Raw genomic sequence first — 19074 nt, 5'->3', positions numbered from 1 at the left:
CTCATGAGTTCAGGGATGGGCGGCTGGTCCGCGACGAAGGCCCGCCAGCCGGGCAGGGTTGTCAGATGGCGGTCCGGTTCTTGCGGGCCGTCGCCGGAAGAAGTGAGTGTGCCGTGCGGTTGTGTCATCGCCTTTTCCAGGGGTCGGCGAGGGGATCGAACAGGCCCAGCGGGATCACCTTGGCCAGCGGTTCTTCCTCCTCCGGCGGCGGTGGAGCGGTGTCCGGCGCGGCAGTCGGTGGCTTCGCAAGGGGCGGGCTGGCCTTGGTGCGGGCGGCCACCCGCTTGTCGCGGCGGGTGTGCTTGCTCGGCTTCGGCTTCGCCCTGCCGTTTTCCGTCTCCGGCGGGCCGGCATGGGCGCGGGTCAGCAGGGCTGCGGCGGCTTGTGCGATCTCTGCCTCGGTGCCCTCGGGAAGGCTCTGGGCGGCGTGGTCCCAGGCCAGTTCGCCGAAGGGGACCGGGGTGTGGCGCAGGTGCTTCCAGGTGGCTTCGATCCATTCCCCATCGCCGTGGTGGTTGCGTACCCAGATCCGGGAGATGTCGTAGGGGTCGTGGTGGACCTCCCACAAGCCCTTCTTCTCCGTGATGCCGGAGTGCTGGCGACGGATCAGATTCGGCCCGTCGTAGGTGCGCCGCTTGATCTTGATGCCGTAGTCGTTCACCGCCCGCCAGGCCGCGGGCAGCAACTCGATGTAGTCGTCGGCGCTGAGCGCGACCGGGACGTAACCGCAGGCCTCGACCAGGGTGGCGTACTTCTCGTTGGGCGTGAACGACCGGCCCGGGAGCAGCGGGTCACGCAGCCCATCGTGTTCACGGTTTTGCCACTGGGCAACGAGCCATTCGTCCAACAGCTCCTGCAACTCCGGCAGCGACCACAGCGGCTGCTTGTCCAGGTTGCGGCCGCGGTGGTCGGTGCTGCGGCCGGTGTAGCCGGCCACGAACTGCGCGAAGAGAGTGCCGACCGAATCCAGCATCTTCTCCACGTGCCCCTTCTGGAACGGGGCCGCCTTGTGCGTGGGCTGGAAGTCGATCTCCAAGAACCGGCAGGAGGCGCGGAAGTTGCGGGAGATGAACGCCTTGCCGTGATCACACACGATCATCTCCGGCACGATCACCGGTTTGGCGGCCGCGTGCTCCAGACGCTCGTCGATGTCCAGCAGCCGACGGTAGGGCAGGACCGACCGCGACATCCGTAGGGCGTCCACCCAGCCTGGCCGCATCAGCTCGGGGGTGAGGGTGCGGGCCAGCAGCACGCTGGCATCAACCGCTTTCGTGGTCGGCCGCAGCACCGCCGCGGTCACCGTCCTGGTCGCGACATCGATCATGCCGGTGAGCTCGATCTTGCCCACCACCCCGTCGTCGAGGCGGACCAGCACATCCAGTGGGGTGGAGTCGATCTGCACCACCTCGCCCGGCGCGAACACCGTCCACTGCCCGAACGGCGCCTTCGCCCCATGAGCGCGCGAGCGGCGGGTGCGAGCCGTGCCCGAGATGAGGCTGCCTTGAGACAGCTTGCCCACCAGCCGATAAAGCGTGGTCTGCGAGGGCAGCTCGACCGACTTACCCGTCTCCTTCAAGATTTCGCCGGTCCGCCAGATGAGGTAGGTCCCGGTTCGGGTGGAGTCATCCTCAGCTTCCTTGATCGCCTGCCGCATGGCCTCGACCACCGCGTCATCGGTGTTCCCGAACCGCGGTCGCTTGCGCACCGGCCGGCGATCTACCAGCCCCAGCAGCCCTTCGGCCAGGTAGCGACGGCGGTAGTTGCCGACCGTGCCCACGCCGACCCGGTAGCCCGCAGCCGTCAGTTCAGCGGCCTTGGCCCGCTCCCGCGCGGTCAGCGAATGGCGGGCCGGGTCGTACTCGGCCCGCGGAGCCGCATCCTCACCTGCGGCGGGATCGACGCCGTGGAGAACTTCCAGGATGTGGCCCTCCCACCACAGAGCCTTCGCCCGCGCATACTCCGGCAGCGCCTCCAGCAGCGAGACCGGCGGCAGCGGCATCCGCACCGGGCTGCTGAGCACCTCGAAGCTCTCATCGCCCAGCAGCATCGCCAGCGCAACCTTCCGCGGCGAGCCGTCCTCGTCGGTCAGCGTCACCGCCTGGGCGGACACGGCGAGCACCGCCCGCATCTGCCCGCCGAACCGCACCCACTCGCCCACCCCGATCGAGGTCGGCCTCGTCGGCCTGCGCATCTGGTTCTCCTCACCGCGTGTGCCTGACCTTGGACGCAGCAATCGGCCGTGACCCCGGCTCGCCCGCTCCAGCCCGCCAGTCATCCCGTCGCCCGTCCCGTCGGACATACACACCACAGTGGCACTGCCCAGCAGGGCGCCACCGAGATCAGCGTGAAGCGCCCCGGTCCAGAGCAGGTGGAACAGCATCGGCAACACCCGCAGGACATTCCCGGTTTCCTCGGCTCCCGCGCGCAGCGGGCGCGACTGCCGGAAGACCTCGGCCAAGCGCTTAGCGACGTCCCGCTCACGGCCGCACCGCTGGTGCCGGTAACGGGCCAGCCACCGCAGATTCGCCATGAACACCGGATCCGGGACGCCGACGTGCACAAACTCCCAGCCAACCGCCGAACAGGCCCGCTCGGTCGCGGCGAACGCCTCCGCGGTCCGCTCGTCGACCTGGTCCTCAGCACGGACATCGACCACCCGGGCACGGCCATCAGCCAGCCGTACGAAATAGTCAGGCGCGTGCCGTCGTGCCTCTTCGCCCTCGCGCCAGTGCAGCCAGAACGGCTGCGAGGCGATCCCCACCACATCCGGGGTGAAATCCAGCAGGATCAGCCAGTCCCGCTCCAGCCACGACTCGTAGCCCACATGGTCGCCGGTGGTCGCTGCGTAATACCAGCCAGGGAAACTGCGATCGCCCTTGTTCCAACGGAATCCGCGCACGGGCGGCACGCTCTCGAACCGGACGCTCCACCCGGCACCCAACCCGATACGCCGATGCTGGGTGCCATCGAAGAAGTCCAGGTCGAAGGCGGTGAGCGCGGGATCGCTGTAGGTTTGTAACGGTTCTTCCACCGTCTCCCCAGGCAGCCAAGCTTCAGCGGTCACTCAAACTTCGGTGAGAAACCTAGTGTTCACCAATCTTCGGTGACAATGCTCAAACTTCGCTGAAAAAGAACACTCCCGCTCGGCGTTCTCGGGGTCCCGGTAGCAATGAAGAAATTTTCAACGAAATAGCGTCTGACCTGCGGATAGCCCGGTCTCTGCGGCTAAGGTCTCGATTCGCTTACGGTGCGGATCATGGAGCGACGATCAAACTTCAGCGAGGACGTCGGCGTTGGATGGGGTCGGCTTCAGCGGTGACGCGGGCGGAGGTCTCCTCGCCGAGTTGTACATAGCGGCCGAGGCTGGCCAGGTGCTGGTGGCGGCTCTTGGCCTGCAGCTCGGGCGCGGTGCGGCCGGCTTGCGCGAGATGCTGCAGGGCCGAGTGACGGAGCTGGTGCAGAGTCCATCCCTGGCGGTGCGGGTCGAGCTGGGCTGTGGCGGTCTTGAACAGGTATTCGGCGCGCGGGTAGGACAGCCGGCCCCGGCCGGTTACGGGGCAGACGTCGCCGGTTGCGGGCGCCCGGCGGCCGGAGGTGGGGGCGCGCCGGTCAGCCAGAAACACCGGCCCGGCGGTGCGGCCGGTCAGCAGGCGGGGCAGGATCCGGGCGGTGGGAGTGGCCCAGTGCACGTACTCGAGGGCGCCGCCCTTGGAGACGACGCGGGCGCGGCGGAACTCCAGGTCGAGGTCCCCGATGTTGAGGGTGAGGATTTCCTCGGCCCGGGCGGCCGTGTCGTACAGGAGCCGCCACAGCACCCGTTCCCGCAGCGCGTGCGCGGGGTCGGTGAACAGCTTCTCCAGCCGGGCGGCCGGGATGGCCCGATCACCGCGGCGGGCGGGCTTGCGACGCTCCAGCCTCCGGGCCGGGTTGGTGACCAGCAGTTCCTGGCGCTGGGCCCAGGTGGTGAAGGAGACCAGCGCGGACAGGTGCCGGTTCCAGGTGGCGGCGGCCGCGCTCTTCCACTGGTCCATCACCGCGGCGTACTGCTCGGGCGTGAGTGTGGCGACCGGATGCTGCGGCCCGGCCACGGTGGTCAGGCGGGCGAGGGTCTCGGCGTAGCCGGTGCGGGTGGTGGCCGCGGTGAGGGACTCCAGGAAACGGTCGACGGCGGCGGCGACCGTCGAGCCGGTCGCGGGGTCGGTCGGCGGGCCGGGGAAGGCCACGACGGACACGGGCGACCTCCTCCAGGGCGATGTGACACATAATGTAGCCGAGTCGCCGTCGTGGCGGCGGATGCCGAGCTGGGCGGACATGGGCCGGTAAGGGTGAGTGTGACAGATAATGCAAGTTCTGTGTCACAGATGTGCGGCGCCATGGGTAGTGGCTAGGTGGTCGTTCGCGACCGGGCCTCGGCGGCCCAATGAGGTGCGTTCCACCGGTCGGCGATGGTGGCGGCCTGAGCGAAGTGGGCGGCGACCTCGTCGTCGTGGCCGAGGAAGACGGCCAGCTCGCCGAGGGTGCGGGCGACCGGGCGCAGCTCCACGGACAGGCTCGTGGCGTCCGGCGGAGGGCCGTCGCAGCGCGCAAGCAGCGTCGCGTAGATCTCCTCGGCCGCGGCGCGGTCGTCCGGGGCGATGGCGGCCATCGCCCCGGACGGTCGTGAGGAAGGTGAAGAAGTAGTCGGGCCGGATCGGGTCCGAGATGCGTACCCGGCGGGCTTCGTCGATCAGGCCGTTGGCGTGCAGGGCGAGGACCAGCAGGTCGGAGGCGATCGGGCCGAACGCCTCGTGGAAGGCGCGCATCTCCTCCAGGTGCTCGCCGAGCGTGCCGTTGTTCACCCAGATCGCGGCCAGCGCGAGGCCGAGGAAGCCGACGGCGTGCAGGGATCCGGCGCGCCGCATGCCGTCGGCGGCCTCGGTGTAGAGCCGTTCGGCGTCGGCGAACCGGCCCTCGATGAGGGCCAGGGTCGCCAGCACCACCTCGGCGACGCCGATCGCTTCGGGCAGCCGGTAGGTGCGCGCGAGGTCGAGGGCCTTCGCAGTCGCGCGGCGCATGGTGGCCGGGTCGTTGGCCCCGGCGGCGGCGCTGGCCTGGTTGAGCAGCCCGGTGACGCGATAGACGGGCAGGTCGTGCTCGGTGCCGATCGCCACCAGTTCGCGGCAGAGGTTGTCGCGTTCGGGCAAGCCGCGGTGGCCGCGGGTAAAGACCTGGAGGGCCGCCGCCCGCAGGCGTGATACGGAGGCTTCGGCTCGGCGTGACAAAATGGAGGGCCGTTCGTCCGTCCCTTGATGCTGCGAGGTTCTCCGTGAGCAAGCACGTGGCCCGCGAGCCGCTGCGCCGTAATTCGCGGTCCAACCGGGCGCGCATCCTGGCCACGGCCCGTGAGGAGCTGGGGCGGAACCCCGATGTCACGCTGGAGGAGCTGGCGCGGGCCGCCGGGGTCGTCCGGCGCACCCTCTTCGGGCACTTCCCGGGGCGGGCGGCGCTGCTGGAGGCGCTCGCCGAGGAAGCCGCCGAGACGTTGCGGAGCACGGTGGAGGCCGGGCCGGAGTCGGGGGAGCCGGCGGAGTCGGCCGAGCGGGCGTTGGCGCGGTTCGTACTCCGGATGTGGCCCGTGGGCGACCGCTACCGCATGCTGCTGGCGCTCACCCGGCGGGACCTCGGCTCCGAGCGCCTCGACGAGGTGCTCGCGCCGGCCCGGGAGGCCGCCATCGGGATCCTGGAGCGCGGGCAGCGGGACGGCGTCTTCCACTCCCATCTGCCGCCGGCCGTGCAGAGCGCAGGCCTGATGGCGTTGATCGTAGCTCTGGTGGAGTCCGTCAACACCGGCGCGCTGGAGGACGACGGGCACCGGATCGCCACGGCCACCCTCATCGCGGCCGGCGTGCCGGAGGATCGGGCGAGCGCGGTGGTCGAGGAGGTTGCGTCGGCGATGGCTACGGCTCTTCCGGCCCCCGGCGCCTGATTTCTCTCCGGCCGACCCGTTCGACGAGGTGTCCCGGGCGTCGTCGCGGCGGAAGGTGACCGACTTGCCGGAGAAGTGGGCGGTGAGGCCCTGCTCCGTGGTGGTGACCGAGCGCAGTCGGAGGCCGCCGGGGATGTTCCGCGGCGATCGGCTCGGCGAAGACCTGGCCGAGCAACTCTCACCGGCCTCGGGCAGGGCGACGCGGCCCGCGACCTTGAAGTCCTTGAAGGTGACGCGGTCGCCGGAGGCCGCCGAGACGGTCGTCGTCGCGGTGACCTCGAAGCCGAGGGTGGTCAGGACGCGGGCGCGGATCCGGTCGGAACCGTAGCCCGGGGTCAGTTCCAGGCCCAGGGCGTCGGACAGGTCCGCGTACGACGGAAGACGGTCGCCTCCGCCGAGCGGGTCCGAGCCTCGCTGTCGTCGTCCGGCTTCATCAACCCGTCCATCCGCAGGGCGAGTTCGGTCACCGGCAGCGGGCGGTCGGAGCCGTCGGCGGGTTCGTACGAGTACGAGTACGAGTACGAGTACAAGTACGAAAACTCGCACTCCTGGTCACGGTCGTGCTCGGGGCGGGGCCGGTACATCGGCCCTCCTCCAAAGGGCTTCGGGGGGCAGGGAGTTGGGGGCGGACATGTGTGAGTGCGAGGGGGGTGCGGGCACGGGTTTCAGACGGGACTCGGGGGCGACCCGGTCTTCCGTACGTGATCGACCTTCGCGGCGGCGGTGTCCGGGGCGACTCCGGCGGCGATGAGGGCGGCGGTTGCGGCGCCGGTGCCGTCGTCGGGGCACAGGCCGCGGTCGACGCAGTCGAGCAGGGCCAGCAGTTGGGCCTCGATGGCTCGGGCGAGCGGGTCGGGCGGGACGGTGGTCTGGAAGACGCCCTGTCGGCGGCCGTGGGCGAAGACTCTCGTGGCCATGTCGCGGGCGGGGGTCAGCAGTTCGTCGACGCGTGCGCGTGCGAGGTCCTGGCCGCGGGCCAGCCGGATGAGGGTGCGGTAGCGGTCGCCGACGGGCCACATCATGAGGACGAATCGCGCCAGGTCCGCGACGGCGTCGGGGGTCGGGGCCGGGGCACCCGCGACGGCGCGCCGGATCGCCTCCGCGGCCTCGGCGGCCAGGCACTCGACGAGCGCGGTCCGGCTGGCGAAGTGGACGTACACGGTGCGCCGGGCCACACCGGCGGCGGCGGCGATGTCCTCCAGGCTGCTGTCGGGGTCGCGGGTCAGTTCCCGCCGAGCAGCGTCGAGGATCCGGGCACGGGTGGCCCGCGCGTCCCGACGCTGCGCCGAAGTCGAGGTCGAAGTCGGAGCAGGAGGGGGCGGCGTCTCGTGGGGCCGGGCCGGAGACCGCCTCGGCCTCGTCGTCGGTGTTCGTGCTGGTCGGCTGGTCACGTCGGTACCTCGAAGGCGGGTGGGAGGAGAGAGTCATCGCGATATTTGCACATCGATGGGCAATAAACTAGTCTGCACATCGATGGGCAATTAAGCGATTCCGCTCAAACATGGTCCAGCAGATCGGCTCCGTGATCGGCGTCAGCGTCCTGGTCGCCGTCAGCCGTACTTGCTACTTGGTCCGGGCTTGCCGGACCGCGACGCCGCGAAGGCGGCTTGGGGGTTGAACTCATGACGCAGGTGACCCAGCGACCGCCCTTTGGCGAGGACTCCCCAGCCAGGGGGTCCCAGGCGACCGACCGCGTCCGCCATCGGACGGTTCAGGCAGGCGTGCTGGAGGTTCCGATCCTTGAGGCCGGCAGCGGGCCGCTCGTTGTGTGCCTCCACGGGTTTCCCGACCATGCCGCCAGCTGGGCAGGGATCCTCGACCGCCTTGCGCAGGAAGGGTATTGGGCGGTCGCGCCCGCACAGCGCGGATACTGGCCCGGCGGCGCGGCTCCCGACGGTTCCTATCGCATTGCCTCGACCGGCCAGGACGTCCTGGCCCTGATCGAAGCGCTCGGGCGCGAGCAGGCGGATCTCATCGGCCACGACTTCGGAGCCGCGGCGGCGTACGCGGCTACGAGCCTCGACCCGAGGCGTGTCCGCAAGCTTGTCACCATGGCGGCTCCCCATGGCCGTCAACTGATGACCTCATTGGTCACTGACGGTGACCAGCAGCGACGCAGCTGGTACATGTTCTTCTTCCAGACAGCCATGGCGGAGGCGGCCGTCGAGCTCGACGACTTCGCCTTCATCGACCGGCTCTGGCGGGAATGGTCACCCGGCTACGAGCTGCCGGACGCGGAGCGTGCCGCGCTCAAGGAAACCCTGGGTGCTCCGGGAGTCCTGACCGAGATCCTGGGCTATTACCGCCAGTTGTTCACGCCGCCGCCCGCGGACGAGGCGGCCCAAGCCCTGGAAGCCCGGGCGTTCGGTGCCATCACCGTCCCGTCGCTCTACCTCCACGGTGCCGACGACAACTGCTTTTCCGCGGAGGTGAGCGAGGGCATGGACGACCTGTTCACGAACGGCTTCGAACGCATCGTCGTACCCGGCGCAGGGCACTTCCCGCACCTGGAGCAGCCCAAGACGGTCGCCGACCACATCCTGGGCTTCCTGAACGGCTGACCCCCCTCCAACCACCCAGAACTCGAAGGGTTGACCGAACCATGACTGATAAGGAAAGGCAGGAGGCCATGGCTGTGACGACTTCTCCGTACGCGAGCGACGCACTGGCCGAGGGGACCGTCGACGCGGTGGTGATCGGCGGGGGCGCCGCGGGGCTGAACGGTGCACTGATCCTCGCCCGCTCCCGCCGCTCGGTCGTCGTGATCGACAGCGGCTCCCCGCGCAACGCGCCCGCGAAGGCCGTGCACGGCCTGATCGCCTTGGACGGCACCCCGCCGTCCGAGATCCTTCGACGAGGCCGGGAGCAGGTGCGCCAGTACGGCGGACGCGTCGTGCTCGGCGAGGTGGTCTCGGCCGAGTCTGCCGCCCCGTCGGCGGACGGGGACCTGCGGTTCACCGTCACCCTGGCCGACGGCCGCCGCATCACCGCTCGCCGCATCCTGGTGGCCACCGGCCTCACGGATGTGCTGCCGGAGGTGCCCGGGCTCGCCGAGCACTGGGGGCACAGTGTGGTGCACTGCCCGTACTGCCACGGCTGGGAGGTGCGCGATGAGCCCATCGGTATCCTCGCCACCGGTCCGGTCTCCATCGACCACGCGTTTCTGTTCCGTCAGCTGACCGAGGACCTGACCTACTTCACCCACGGCACTGACCTGGACGAGGACAGCCGCGCCCGCTTCGCCGCCCGCGGCATCCGCGTCATCGACACCCCGGTCACCGAGGTCGTCGACGACGAGGACGGTGCCCTCGCCGGGGTGCGCCTGGCCGACGGCCAGGTCGTGGCCCGCCGCGTCCTCGCGGTCGCCGCGCAGCTGCAGGCCCGCACCCAGGGCCTGGAAGGTCTGGGCCTGCCGGTGCGGGACCTGCCGAAGGGCCGCGGTTTCGCCTCCGGCACGGCCGGCACCACCGAGGTGCCGGGTGTGTGGGTGGCCGGCAACGTCACCGATCTGGTCGCCCAGGTCGGGGCCTCCGCAGCGGCCGGCGCACTGGCCGGCGCCGACATCAACAGGATGCTGGCCATCGCGGACACCGACGCGGCCCTCCAGGGGATCGCCGAGGCAATCCCACAAGGGGCCACAGGATGATCTTGAAGCCCTGAGATCTCAGCCCGTCACCCGCCCGCCTCACCTTCATCGGTGAGGAACCGATCTGTTTTCCCATCTGGAAACCGATCAGTTTCCAGACGGCTTTCAGTCATGCCCAGCAAGCAGGCAGCAGGAGCGTCCCGCCGAGGTCAACGCCACCCTCCTCGACTTCCTCGCCCGCCTCGACGACTTCACATCCTCGGCTTCCTGAATAGCCGACCCACCCCAACCAGATGGAGGACGCAACAATGTCGGAGCGCAATCCCATTCTGATCACCGGCGCCGGCGGCCAAATCGGTGCTGTGAGCAGGGTGATGGTCGACATGCTGCTCGAACAGGGCCACCCGGTGCGCGCGTTCGTGCGACGGGACGACGAACGCGCGCAGTCGTTGCGCGAGGCCGGGGCCGAGGTCTTCGTCGGCGACCTGCTCAAATTCGCGGACGTGGCCGCCGCGCTGAAGGGTGTCCGGCGCATCTACTTCAGCATGAGCCTGTCGCCGTACTACGCCGATGCCCTCACCCTGATGGCCGCGGCGGCGCGAGCCCAGGGCGACATCGAGGTCTTCGTGAACATGTCCGACTACGAGCAGTCGTACATGACGCTCGAGAAGATGACCACATCGGATGAGGAGCGGCGTTCTTGGCTCGGCGGACTGGTCACGGACTGGTCACCGCAGCAGCGGGCGCACTGGGTCTGCGAGCAGGTGCTGGACTGGTCCGGCATCCCGACCGTCAACGTGCGTGCGACCCTGTTCGTCGAGAACCCCTTGATGACCTGGCTGCCACTGGGCCCGCTGAGCAACGGTGAACTGCGCCTGCCCTTCGGCAACCAGCGGCTCGCGCCCATCGCCGTTCACGACGTGGCAGAGGTGTGCGTGAAGATGCTGGTCGACCCCGCACCGCACATCTCGAAGTCCTACGAGCTCACCGGCCCGGAGCTGAAGGACATGTACGGGTTCGCTGAGGACTACGCAGCCGCGCTGGGACGCCAGGTCGCCTACATCCCCGAGGAATTGGAGGCCTGGCACGAGGCCTTCATAGACGAGACCTTCCTGCAGGAAACCCTGGGCGACACTGCGGCCCAGCACGTGGCGGCGCGCATGAGGACCCTGACCAGGCTGGTCGCCGGCGGGCGGGTACGACGTCGTCACCGACCAACTGGAAACCCTGCTCGGGCGCCCACCGCGGACCATGCGGTGGGCGCTGCAAAACAATACTCGCCTGCGCGAACTGGCGGTTGCCCCGAACCACGAGCGCTCCGGAGCAGAACATGACGCCACACCGGAGTCCTCAGCCTGAGGGGTGGCTCTCAAGGCGTCGGGGCGGGCGAACAAGGGGCGCTGTTGACGAGCGGCGAACCAGGCGACAAGTAACCCCTGAGTAACTTTCGGAGCCGGATCTTCCTCGTCGGACTCGTCGTGGCCCTCGTCCTCGCGGGGATCGGGCCAGCGGCCGAACGGCTCGACCTGGTCAGAGCCTTCGGCTCCGAGTGCCCCGGGGCCCTTCGTACGGTGCGACACCAAGGATCACGCGTGCTCCCCTTGGTGTCGGGCATGCGCGAGCAGCGCGGCCACGACGTCGTTCGCCTGGTCCTCGGTCTGTTCAACGACCGTGCCCACCGCGTCGGTGGTGCCGCTTCCGGGCCCGGTGAGGTCCACCCGGGTCGGCCGGCGCGGGGCGATGATCTCCGGCTCGGCCGGGGCGCCGGTCTCCTAAGCTTCGGCGAGCGCGCGGTAGACGGAGGCGACCGAGGGGTGCTGTCCGGCGTTCTTACCGGTCTTGATGGTCAGCTGCTTTGCGATCTCGGGACGGGGACGCCTTTGTCCTTCAGTGCGCGGGCGAAGGTGAGCATGTCGTCGTCGATGACCTTCGGCCGTCTGCCGTGGTTGCCCCTGGCCGCGGCGGTCACCTGGCCCTCCAGGGTCTTCTCCCGGATGTAGTCGCGCTCGATCTGGGCGGCGGCGGCCAGGACGGCGAAGAACATCGCGCCCATTCAGCCCGTCACCGCTCGCCTCACCTTCGTCGGCGAGGAACCGACCTGTTTTCCCATCTGGAAACCGATCAGTTTCCAGACGGTTTCAGCCATGCCCAGCAAGCAAGCAGCAGGAGCGTCCCGCCGAGGTCAACGCCACACTCCTCGGCTTCCTCGCCCGCCTCGACGACTCCACATCCTCGGCTTCCTGAATAGCCGACCCACCCCAACCAGATGGAGGACACAACAATGTCGGACCGCAATCCCATGGACAAGAACACGACATCGCGACAGCGGGCCCTGGTGGTCGGCCTCGGGATCAGCGGGATCGCCTCCGCGCTGCGACTGCATCGCGCGGGCTGGGACGTGGTGGTGCTGGAGAAGGCCCCCGAGCGGCGCCGCGGCGGATACTTCATCGCCCTGTTCGGGACCGGGCTCGCCGCCGCCGAACGGCTGGGCATCGCCGATGCGGTGCCGAATCGCTTCGCTCCGGAAGGCGTGAGCTACGACATCGACCGCACGGGCCGGCGCCGCCGCGGTGTGGGCTACGCCGATGTGTTTGGCGGGTCTCGAATGGTGATGCGGGGCGACATCGAAGACGCGGCCTTCACCGCCCTGCCCGACGAGGTCGAGATCCGGTACTCGACCGTGCCGATCGCGCTGGACCAGTACCTCGACGGGGTGGACGTCGAGATCCGCGACCTGACGACGGAGACGACGACCGTCGAACGGTTCGACCTGGTGGTCGGGGCAGACGGACTGCGCTCGACGGTGCGCCGGCTTGCGTTCGAGCCCGAGCAGAGCCCGATCCGTCGGCTGAACTACATGATCGCCGTGTACAGCCTGCCCGAGCCGGTACCTGGCTACCGCCTACAGGACGGGCTGTACATGGGCGAGGCGGGCCGATCGGTGTGGGTGTTCTCGTTCGCCGACCGTCCGCCGTCGGTGCTGTTCTCCTACCGCACCGACGACGTGGACGCCGAGTTCACCCGGCCGGCCATCGACTCGCTGCGCGCCGCCTACGGCCCCGAGCCCACCGGCTCCACGCTCGGTTGGCTGCTCGACCAGTTCGAAAAGGCCCCGGACCACCTGTTCGACTCCGCCGAGCAGGTGCACCTCGACCACTGGCACCGCGGCCGAGTCGTGCTCGTCGGCGACGCCGCGTGGTGCCTGACCGTTTACTCCGGCATGGGGGCATCCACCGGCCTGGCCGGGGCGGACCTGCTCGGCACCATGCTGGAACGCCACCCGCACGACGTGCCACGAGCGCTGCAGGACTGGGAGGACCGCCTGCGCCCGTTCATCGACCACCACCTCGGCAGCGGTGTGAGCATGCGCGGTTTCTTCACCCCAGGCAACCGCGCCGAGTTGCTGCTTCGGTCCGTGATGATCCGCCTCGCCCGGCTGCCGATCGCCGGCTGGCTGCTCGCCAAGATGATGACCAACAGGGCGCGGATGAAAAGTCTGGATATCGCCGCCGCTGCAGCGTGAGTGGAGTTCCTCGAATACGAGCGGGAGAACGAGGTCGTCTGGGCCCGCAACTTCGTCGAACGAATGCTCGGACGCAAGCCGCGCACTGAGGCTTTCCGCGCACTATCACTGCGCACAACGCAGGATCACTGCACGAACACAGCGCAACTACCATCGGAGGTCGGGATGAAACCGAAGATCGTGTCACCGCAGCACCTCGTCGAGGGCATCGCCGTCGCTGCGTCCGACCAGAGCTGCTCGATTTCGGTGGGGATCCGGCGATGAACGCCCCGGCCCGAGCCCGCGGCGCCGCGGTGCAGGTCAAGGCGCCGCCGCTGTTGTACGGCCTTTCCTTGGCTGCGGCGCTGGCGATGCACCAGTGGGTACTGCCCTTGCCGCTGTCGCTGCCGGGGCTCACCTACGCCGGGGTGGTTCTGGTCGTGGCGGGGCTGGGGTTGGGCCTGTCCGGTGTGGTGACCGTGCTCGCACACCGCACCACGCTCGCGCCGCACCTGCCGGTGTCGCGGCTGGTCGTGGCCGGCCCGTACCGGGTCAGCCGCAACCCGATGTACACCGGACTGTCGCTCGCCCTCGTCGGCGCCGGCCTCTGCGCCGGGTCGTGGTGGCCGCTGATCGTGGCACCGCTGTGCATGCTGGCCACCTACCGGTGGGTGATCCGCGCCGAAGAGGCCTACCTGCTCGACCGCTTCGGCGCCGACTACCAGCGCTACCGAGCTCAGGTGCGGCGCTGGCTCTGACCCACCCTGCAGGGCCGACAGGCCGGGCTCTGCCCGTGAGCCGACCGCACCGCATCTCATCGCTTCCCCCGCAGGCGTGCGGGTGCAGGATCTCGGGGCATGGCGGGCCTGCAGTCCGGTGCCCAGGCGGCGATGTTCGTGGGCTACCGCGCCCGCGCCGGCACCGGTGGCGCGGTGCTCGCCCACACCATGGCCGACGCCGTCCTCGACGTCCGCATCAACGGCACCTCGCACGGCGAGATCGGTATCAACACGCTACTGGCCGGCTCCTACGGCGTGCCCGTCGTGCTGGCCAGCGGCGATGAGGCGGCATACGCGGAGTTCAAAGCCCTGGCGCCCCAGGCCGCACCGTGCCGGTCAAACGCGGTCTCGGCCAGCACGCGGCCGACGGCATGCACCCCGACGAAGCGCACGAACGCCTGCAGCGCGGCGCCAGCCAGGCGATGCGATCGCACGCCACCACAGCACCGGCCTCGGTGCCACAGCCGCTCCGCCTCGAGGTCGACCTGCACAGCCGCGCACGGCGGACCTGGCCGCTCTCCTGGCCGGCCTCACCCGGAGCGGGCGCACCGGCGCCTTCGACGCCGAGACCATGACGGCCGGCTACGGCATGCTCCACGTCATCGCCGCGCTCACCCAGAACGGGCCGTAGGTACCCAGGGGGTGGCCCGCGCCCGGCGCAAGCCACCCCTACGATCAACCGCCTGCGCCCTCTCCCTGCAGAAGGCGCGGCGCAGAACCTGTCAGGGCGTCAGCCCCAGCTCGCGAAGTTGCGCGGGCCGCAGCGGCCGCCAGCCGCTGGTGTCGAGCTTGGCCAGCTCCGCCTCCACGTCAACATTGATGACGCCGAAGAAGTTGATGTTGTCGCTGTGGCCGGGCGAGATGTGCGACAGGATCTCGTCGCTCACCTCCCGGCCCTGGGAGCGCAGCTCCAGCACCGCTCTGGAATAATATTCTGTCGTCCAGGCGACCACGGAGTTGGTCAGCAGGGTCAGGCACCACGCCTGCTCGGTCTGCTGCTCCAGGTGCGGCCGGGTGATGGCGCCCTGCTGGGCGTAGTGCAGGTCGCGGCGCAGCGCATGCAGACTCTCCCCCTTGTTCAGCTGCCGGGAGATCTTCCGCCTGAAGGCCGGGTCCGACAGATATTTCGCGAGGTGAACGGTCCTTCTGAGCATGCCCCACTCCTTCAGCGCGGCGGCCAGGGTGTTCTGCCGCGAAGCGGCCGACCACTTGCCGACGATCAGCGAGGCGGTGGCCTGCCCGTACTTCAGCGACCCCGCCATTCGCAGCAGGTCCGGCCAGCAGCCGGCCACCAGGTCCTCATTCCAGCGTGCGCCCAGCAGCGGCCCGGCACGCGGATAGCGCTTGGCGATCTCGGTCGGAGTCTCGTCCCGCACCAGGGTGACCCGGGTCAGATCCCGCAACCGCGGGGTCAGCGCCTTGCCGACCAGGTCGAACAACGCAAAGTTGATCAACGTTGCTCCGTGACTATCGGTCGCGTGCTCGGCGATCGGAAGGTCGGTCGCGTTGCCCAGGAAGTCGTCCAGGACGAAGTGCGCCTCCCGCGCCGTCGGCACGATGATCTTCGTGCCGTACGTCGACCACTGATCGGAGACATGGGTGTACGTGGACAGCACCTGACCACCGTGAATGACCATGTTCCGGCCGGTCAGAGTCTTGCCTCGGACGGGGAACCGCTGGCCGTCGGAGGAGCTCATGGTGCCACCGCCGAACACCTTGGCCAGCTCCAGGCCGTAGTGGTGGTCGACGATGACCGTGTTGGCCTCGCGCAGCGTCTCCTCCCGCACGTACCACTCCATCGTCCAGGCCAGCACGTCGTAGGACACCCCGCACGCCTCCGACATGCGGGCCAGGCCCAGGTTGGTGGACATCGCGATGAGCACGGCCAGAATGTTGCGCTTGGTCTCCACGGACGTGCTGAGCTTGCGCCCACCGGCGTGGGTGAAGCAGTCCAGGAAGTGCGTGCGCGCGTCCAGCTCGATCAGCAGCGAGGCGATCGGCGCGAACGGCAGCATCGCGGCCAGCTCGTCTTTGAGCGCCTTGGCCTCGGCGGGTACGTCCTCGGCCGACAGCGGCGGCACCACCAGGTGCTCGTCCTCATCCAGCCGGACCATGCCGGTGTCATCGGGCGCGGCGCCGGCCAGGGTCTGCTCCAGCTCCTGCAGGGCGGCGTGCAGTTCCTCCTTTCCCTGCTCCAGCGCATCGGCCGCGTTCGGCGGCTTGCCCACCAGGCGGCAGTACTCGCCGCGCCGGAGCGCCCACTGCTCGGGCGTGTACAGGTAGGTGGCCGGGTCGGCGTAGCGGCGCGAGCCGGGCACGAAGACGTCCCCACTGCGTAGTCCGTCCCGCAGGCACAAGATCACGCACAGTTCCCAGAAGTGGCGGTAGGCGGTGTCCTCGCCGGACTTGCGGGCCTTGGTCAGGCGGTCGGCGTACTTGGCAGGCACGAAGCCGGTCGGCGCCCCCGCGGGCACCTTCCGGCCGCCGAGCCGGTTCATCTCCTTCAACATGGACACTGCCTCCATCAGCTCGGCCATGCCCGGCCCGCCCTGGAAGTCGATCGCGGCCAGCACGTTCGGCGTGAACTGGCGCAGGTAGGTGTAGGAGGACTCCAGCTCCGACAGCCGGCCGTGGTCCCGGGGCAGCGGCGTCCACGCATCAGAGGTGATCTCCCGCAGCCGCTGCATGCCGATCCGCTCGCGCAGCATCCCGCCCACCTCATCATCAGGGATCGACGGATCGGCCAGCACCGGAAGGATCACGTCCATCACCAGCTGCCGGGCCTCACCCTTCTTGGCCCGCTCGACCAGCGCCTCATCCGTGCCGAGTCATCCCCAGCCCCGCATCCACCACCAGCATCCGTTCCAGGTCGGCGCGGACCTCAGCGGTCAGCAGGTGCCCCACCAGCTGCGAGGTCAGATCAGAGGCCGCCTTGCGCGCCGCGCCGACCATCTTGGCCAAGATGAGCACGCCGGGCCGGATCACCTTGGCCGCCATCAGATACTCGCGCGCCAGGTTGAACAGCAGCGTCGGCGAGTCGTGCTCCATTGCCCGGTCCAGCAGGAACTGCTCCAGCTCCTTCATCGCCTGGCTGCCCGCCGGAGCTGTCTGCCACTCCAGATACTTGGCGATCAGGCTCAGATGATCCGAGCGGGTCTGATCGCGCTTGCCGTACAGCCGCAGCGCCGCCGGGGTCACCCCCAGCCGCTCGGCCACCCGTGCCACCGCCGCGGCCGGCGCGGCGGTCACGTCGTCGGGTACGAACCCGAGCCAGGGCAGTGTGCACAGCTGGACCAGCATGCCCAGCCGGTCGACCGGCCCGCGGCCCTTCCCCGGGTCGACGAAGGCCACATCCGCCGCCGTCGGCGTGAAATACCTGATCAACTCATCGCTGGCGATCTCCGGGTACGAGCGCAGCTGCTCCAGCTGCTCCTCGGAGAACATCTTCTCGGACAAACGCACCACCTCTACCTGCCGTACCGGACGAAACCGGAACGAACGTAGCGGCAGTGATCACTAACTCGTCAAATGCAACCGTTTCCCCAGTTCAGGGGCTATTTCGTTGGAAATTTCTTGATTGCTACCGGGACCCCCAAGGACACCCTGCTGCGGCTGGTCCGATCGCATCCCGAGCCGCCTGTTGGGAGGGTGCGGGCCGTGGCGGTGGACGATGTCGCCCTGCGCAAGGGCGACATCTACGCCACGATCGTGGTCGATTTGGAGGCCCGGCGTCCGGTGGAGGTGCTCCCGGGCCGGAAGGCGGGCCCGGTGGCCGCCTGGCTGGCCGCTCACCCGGAGGTAGAGATCGTCACCCGGGATCACGCCCGTGCCTACGCCGAGGCCGCCCGCACCGGAGCGCCTCAAGCCCGGCAGGTTGTTGATCGCTGGCACGTCTGGAACAACCTGACCGAAGCCGTGGAGAAGACGGTCGGCGCGCACCACGGCTGCGTCAAGCATGCGTATGCCGACCTGCCCGGCAACCAGGGTGAGTTCGCGACCCCGCCCGAGCCGCCGGACGGCTACCTGGACGTCCACGGCCGCGAACGCGCCGTGGTAGCCCGGACCAGGAGGCGATACGCCGAGGTTCAGGAGCTGCTGGCCCAGGGCCGCTCGCTCAGGGGCATCAGCCGGGACCTGAATCTCGACTACTACGCCGTGCGCCGCTACGCCCGCGCGGCCGGTCTGGAGGAACTGCTGGTGGCTGCCACGCACCGCATCACGCTGCTGGATGCCTACAAGCCATATCTGTATGAGCGGTCGCCGAGATCGGCGCCGCGCTCGCCGAGCTGTGGGGCGCCAGCGCGCCAGCCACCTGGAACCGCAACCAAGCCGCCATCACCTCCTGGCTGCTCTGGTGCCTGACCAAGAAGCACTGGGCCGCCCCGTTGGTCCCGGCTGAGGCCGAACGCCGCAAGGAAACCGCCGATGAGACCCGCGCCGTGGCCAAGACCACGATCCACCGGCTGCTCTCGCGCCGCGACATCCCACTACGCGAGCGAACGCTCTGGCGAATGCTCTACGAGACCGCGGCCAGAGCGGCGGAGATCCTGGCGCTGAACATCAGGACCTCGACCTGGAACACCGGCGCGCCCCCGTCCGCTCCAAGGGCGGCAACGTCGAATGGGTGTACTGGGAGCGCGGCACCGCCCACCTGCTGCCCCGCCTGCTGCGCCTCCCGGACGGCACCTCCCGCGCCCACGGCCCGCTGTTCCTGTCCGAACGCCGCCCCGTCCCCGCCCGAAGACCTCCGACCGCCGACATCTGCCCGCACACCGGCCGCGCACGCCTCGGCTACGACCGCGCCCGCGTCCTGCTGGACACCTACGCCGGCCTCGACCTGCACCAGCTGCGCCACTCCGCCGCCACCCACCTCGGCGAGGCCGAAGTCCCGCTGCAACTCATCATGGGCAAGACCCGGCACAAGAACCCCCGCACCGCCATGCGCTACGTCAAACCCGGCGCCGACGCCATCGCCAAGGTCACCGAGGTCCTGGCGCCCCGCCGCCGTACCCACTGATCAACTGAGTGGCGGCATACCGGGGCCAGAGGAAAATCCCGGCCGACGAGGCAGGCAGACACACCTTCCAAGATCAACGATGCAGTGTGAAACCGAACGGAATCCGGCGCAAGCACGTTCGTGATTCAGAGTGAACCGCCCCGACTTTGATGGAGACCTCAACGGTTGATTCCGGCGGGTTCGCTGGGTTGGTGTTGAGCGTAGTAGAGAGCCTCGTACTCCTCT

General features: G+C 69.3%; 19 protein-coding genes and 1 pseudogene. 12 read left to right on the top strand and 8 right to left on the bottom strand.

The genetic code is table 11. The annotated features are described in order from the left end of the window. Nucleotides 1-124 precede the first annotated feature (124 nt). From ACIBI9_RS58345 to ACIBI9_RS58335, 3 genes are all read right to left on the bottom strand, one after another. Complete coding sequence (locus tag ACIBI9_RS58345) at nucleotides 125-3064, bottom strand: TnsA-like heteromeric transposase endonuclease subunit (RefSeq protein ID WP_397236188.1); 2940 nt, start codon at nucleotides 3062-3064, stop codon at nucleotides 125-127. A 211-nt stretch (nucleotides 3065-3275) separates the two neighbouring features. Continuing rightward, nucleotides 3276-4232 carry a tyrosine-type recombinase/integrase gene (locus tag ACIBI9_RS58340; RefSeq protein ID WP_397236186.1) on the bottom strand — a complete coding sequence of 319 codons (957 nt, stop codon included), beginning with the start codon at nucleotides 4230-4232 and terminating at the stop codon, nucleotides 3276-3278. Between the two features lie 152 nt (nucleotides 4233-4384). Then, entirely contained in the window at nucleotides 4385-4645 is a 261-nt protein-coding gene (locus ACIBI9_RS58335) for a hypothetical protein (RefSeq protein WP_397236184.1), read from the bottom strand. Here ACIBI9_RS58335 and ACIBI9_RS58330 point away from each other — a divergent pair. The 3 genes from ACIBI9_RS58330 to ACIBI9_RS58320 all read left to right on the top strand — a co-directional run bounded on the left by ACIBI9_RS58330 (nucleotide 4635) and on the right by ACIBI9_RS58320 (nucleotide 6293). Next, nucleotides 4635-5234, top strand: coding sequence for a hypothetical protein (locus ACIBI9_RS58330; protein WP_397236182.1), 600 nt, complete (start codon nucleotides 4635-4637; stop codon nucleotides 5232-5234). The genes ACIBI9_RS58335 and ACIBI9_RS58330 overlap by 11 nt on opposite strands. A 71-nt stretch (nucleotides 5235-5305) precedes the next feature. Continuing rightward, a complete protein-coding gene (locus tag ACIBI9_RS58325; RefSeq protein ID WP_397236180.1) occupies nucleotides 5306-5965 on the top strand; it encodes a TetR/AcrR family transcriptional regulator in 660 nt (219 codons plus the stop codon). A gap of 64 nt (nucleotides 5966-6029) precedes the next feature. Beyond that, on the top strand, nucleotides 6030-6293 hold the full coding sequence (locus ACIBI9_RS58320) for a hypothetical protein (protein ID WP_397236178.1): 264 nt from the start codon (nucleotides 6030-6032) through the stop codon (nucleotides 6291-6293). Nucleotides 6294-6300: 7 nt separating this feature from the next. Here the strand turns inward: ACIBI9_RS58320 and ACIBI9_RS58315 are convergent, their stop codons facing one another. Together ACIBI9_RS58315 and ACIBI9_RS58310 are read right to left on the bottom strand one after the other, a co-directional pair. Then, the gene (locus tag ACIBI9_RS58315) at nucleotides 6301-6549 is read right to left on the bottom strand and encodes a hypothetical protein (RefSeq protein ID WP_397236177.1); all 249 of its coding nucleotides are present in this window, start codon (nucleotides 6547-6549) and stop codon (nucleotides 6301-6303) included. A gap of 81 nt (nucleotides 6550-6630) precedes the next feature. Beyond that, the gene (locus tag ACIBI9_RS58310; RefSeq protein ID WP_397236175.1) at nucleotides 6631-7356 is read right to left on the bottom strand and encodes a TetR/AcrR family transcriptional regulator; all 726 of its coding nucleotides are present in this window, start codon (nucleotides 7354-7356) and stop codon (nucleotides 6631-6633) included. A gap of 231 nt (nucleotides 7357-7587) precedes the next feature. On the opposite strand from ACIBI9_RS58310, the gene ACIBI9_RS58305 reads away from it, so the two are divergent. The 3 genes from ACIBI9_RS58305 to ACIBI9_RS58295 all read left to right on the top strand — a co-directional run bounded on the left by ACIBI9_RS58305 (nucleotide 7588) and on the right by ACIBI9_RS58295 (nucleotide 10885). Further along, nucleotides 7588-8526, top strand: a complete 939-nt coding sequence (locus ACIBI9_RS58305; protein WP_397236173.1) for an alpha/beta fold hydrolase — start codon at nucleotides 7588-7590, stop codon at nucleotides 8524-8526. 74 nt (nucleotides 8527-8600) lie between these two features. After that, on the top strand, nucleotides 8601-9611 hold the full coding sequence (locus tag ACIBI9_RS58300) for an NAD(P)/FAD-dependent oxidoreductase (RefSeq protein WP_397236171.1): 1011 nt from the start codon (nucleotides 8601-8603) through the stop codon (nucleotides 9609-9611). Between the two features lie 302 nt (nucleotides 9612-9913). After that, nucleotides 9914-10885, top strand: a complete 972-nt coding sequence (locus ACIBI9_RS58295; protein ID WP_397236169.1) for an NAD(P)H-binding protein — start codon at nucleotides 9914-9916, stop codon at nucleotides 10883-10885. Between the two features lie 512 nt (nucleotides 10886-11397). Here the strand turns inward: ACIBI9_RS58295 and ACIBI9_RS58290 are convergent. Then, nucleotides 11398-11595 (bottom strand): hypothetical protein, encoded by a 198-nt coding sequence (locus ACIBI9_RS58290; RefSeq protein ID WP_397236167.1) that lies wholly within the window; start codon nucleotides 11593-11595, stop codon nucleotides 11398-11400. Between the two features lie 237 nt (nucleotides 11596-11832). On the opposite strand from ACIBI9_RS58290, the gene ACIBI9_RS58285 reads away from it, so the two are divergent. The 4 genes and pseudogenes from ACIBI9_RS58285 (at nucleotide 11833) to ACIBI9_RS58270 (ending at nucleotide 14407) form a co-directional block, all read left to right on the top strand. Further along, on the top strand, nucleotides 11833-13074 hold the full coding sequence (locus tag ACIBI9_RS58285) for an FAD-dependent monooxygenase (protein ID WP_397236165.1): 1242 nt from the start codon (nucleotides 11833-11835) through the stop codon (nucleotides 13072-13074). Continuing rightward, a complete protein-coding gene (locus ACIBI9_RS58280) occupies nucleotides 13075-13338 on the top strand; it encodes a hypothetical protein (RefSeq protein WP_397236163.1) in 264 nt (87 codons plus the stop codon). After that, nucleotides 13335-13811: a methyltransferase family protein gene (locus ACIBI9_RS58275; RefSeq protein ID WP_397236161.1), complete on the top strand. Its 477-nt coding sequence runs from the start codon at nucleotides 13335-13337 to the stop codon at nucleotides 13809-13811. The genes ACIBI9_RS58280 and ACIBI9_RS58275 overlap by 4 nt, the downstream gene beginning before the upstream one ends. 99 nt (nucleotides 13812-13910) lie before the next feature. Continuing rightward, nucleotides 13911-14407: pseudogene (locus ACIBI9_RS58270) on the top strand (M55 family metallopeptidase). Nucleotides 14408-14554: 147 nt separating this feature from the next. On the opposite strand, the gene ACIBI9_RS58265 reads toward ACIBI9_RS58270, so the two are convergent. Both ACIBI9_RS58265 and ACIBI9_RS58260 read right to left on the bottom strand, forming a co-directional pair. Continuing rightward, on the bottom strand, nucleotides 14555-16600 hold the full coding sequence (locus tag ACIBI9_RS58265; protein ID WP_397236159.1) for a Tn3 family transposase: 2046 nt from the start codon (nucleotides 16598-16600) through the stop codon (nucleotides 14555-14557). A 46-nt stretch (nucleotides 16601-16646) separates the two neighbouring features. Then, nucleotides 16647-17288: a DUF4158 domain-containing protein gene (locus ACIBI9_RS58260; RefSeq protein WP_397236157.1), complete on the bottom strand. Its 642-nt coding sequence runs from the start codon at nucleotides 17286-17288 to the stop codon at nucleotides 16647-16649. Nucleotides 17289-17489: 201 nt separating this feature from the next. Between ACIBI9_RS58260 and ACIBI9_RS58255 the strand changes: the two genes are divergently transcribed. Further along, a complete protein-coding gene (locus ACIBI9_RS58255) occupies nucleotides 17490-18194 on the top strand; it encodes a transposase (RefSeq protein WP_397236155.1) in 705 nt (234 codons plus the stop codon). A gap of 142 nt (nucleotides 18195-18336) precedes the next feature. After that, the gene (locus tag ACIBI9_RS58250) at nucleotides 18337-18849 is read left to right on the top strand and encodes a tyrosine-type recombinase/integrase (protein ID WP_397236316.1); all 513 of its coding nucleotides are present in this window, start codon (nucleotides 18337-18339) and stop codon (nucleotides 18847-18849) included. Nucleotides 18850-19074: the final 225 nt, after the last annotated feature.

The sequence above is a fragment of the Nonomuraea sp. NPDC050451 genome (assembly GCF_044458585.1).
The sequence above is the reverse complement of the archived record's forward strand: the minus strand, read 5'-3'. Positions and strand labels throughout refer to the sequence as shown.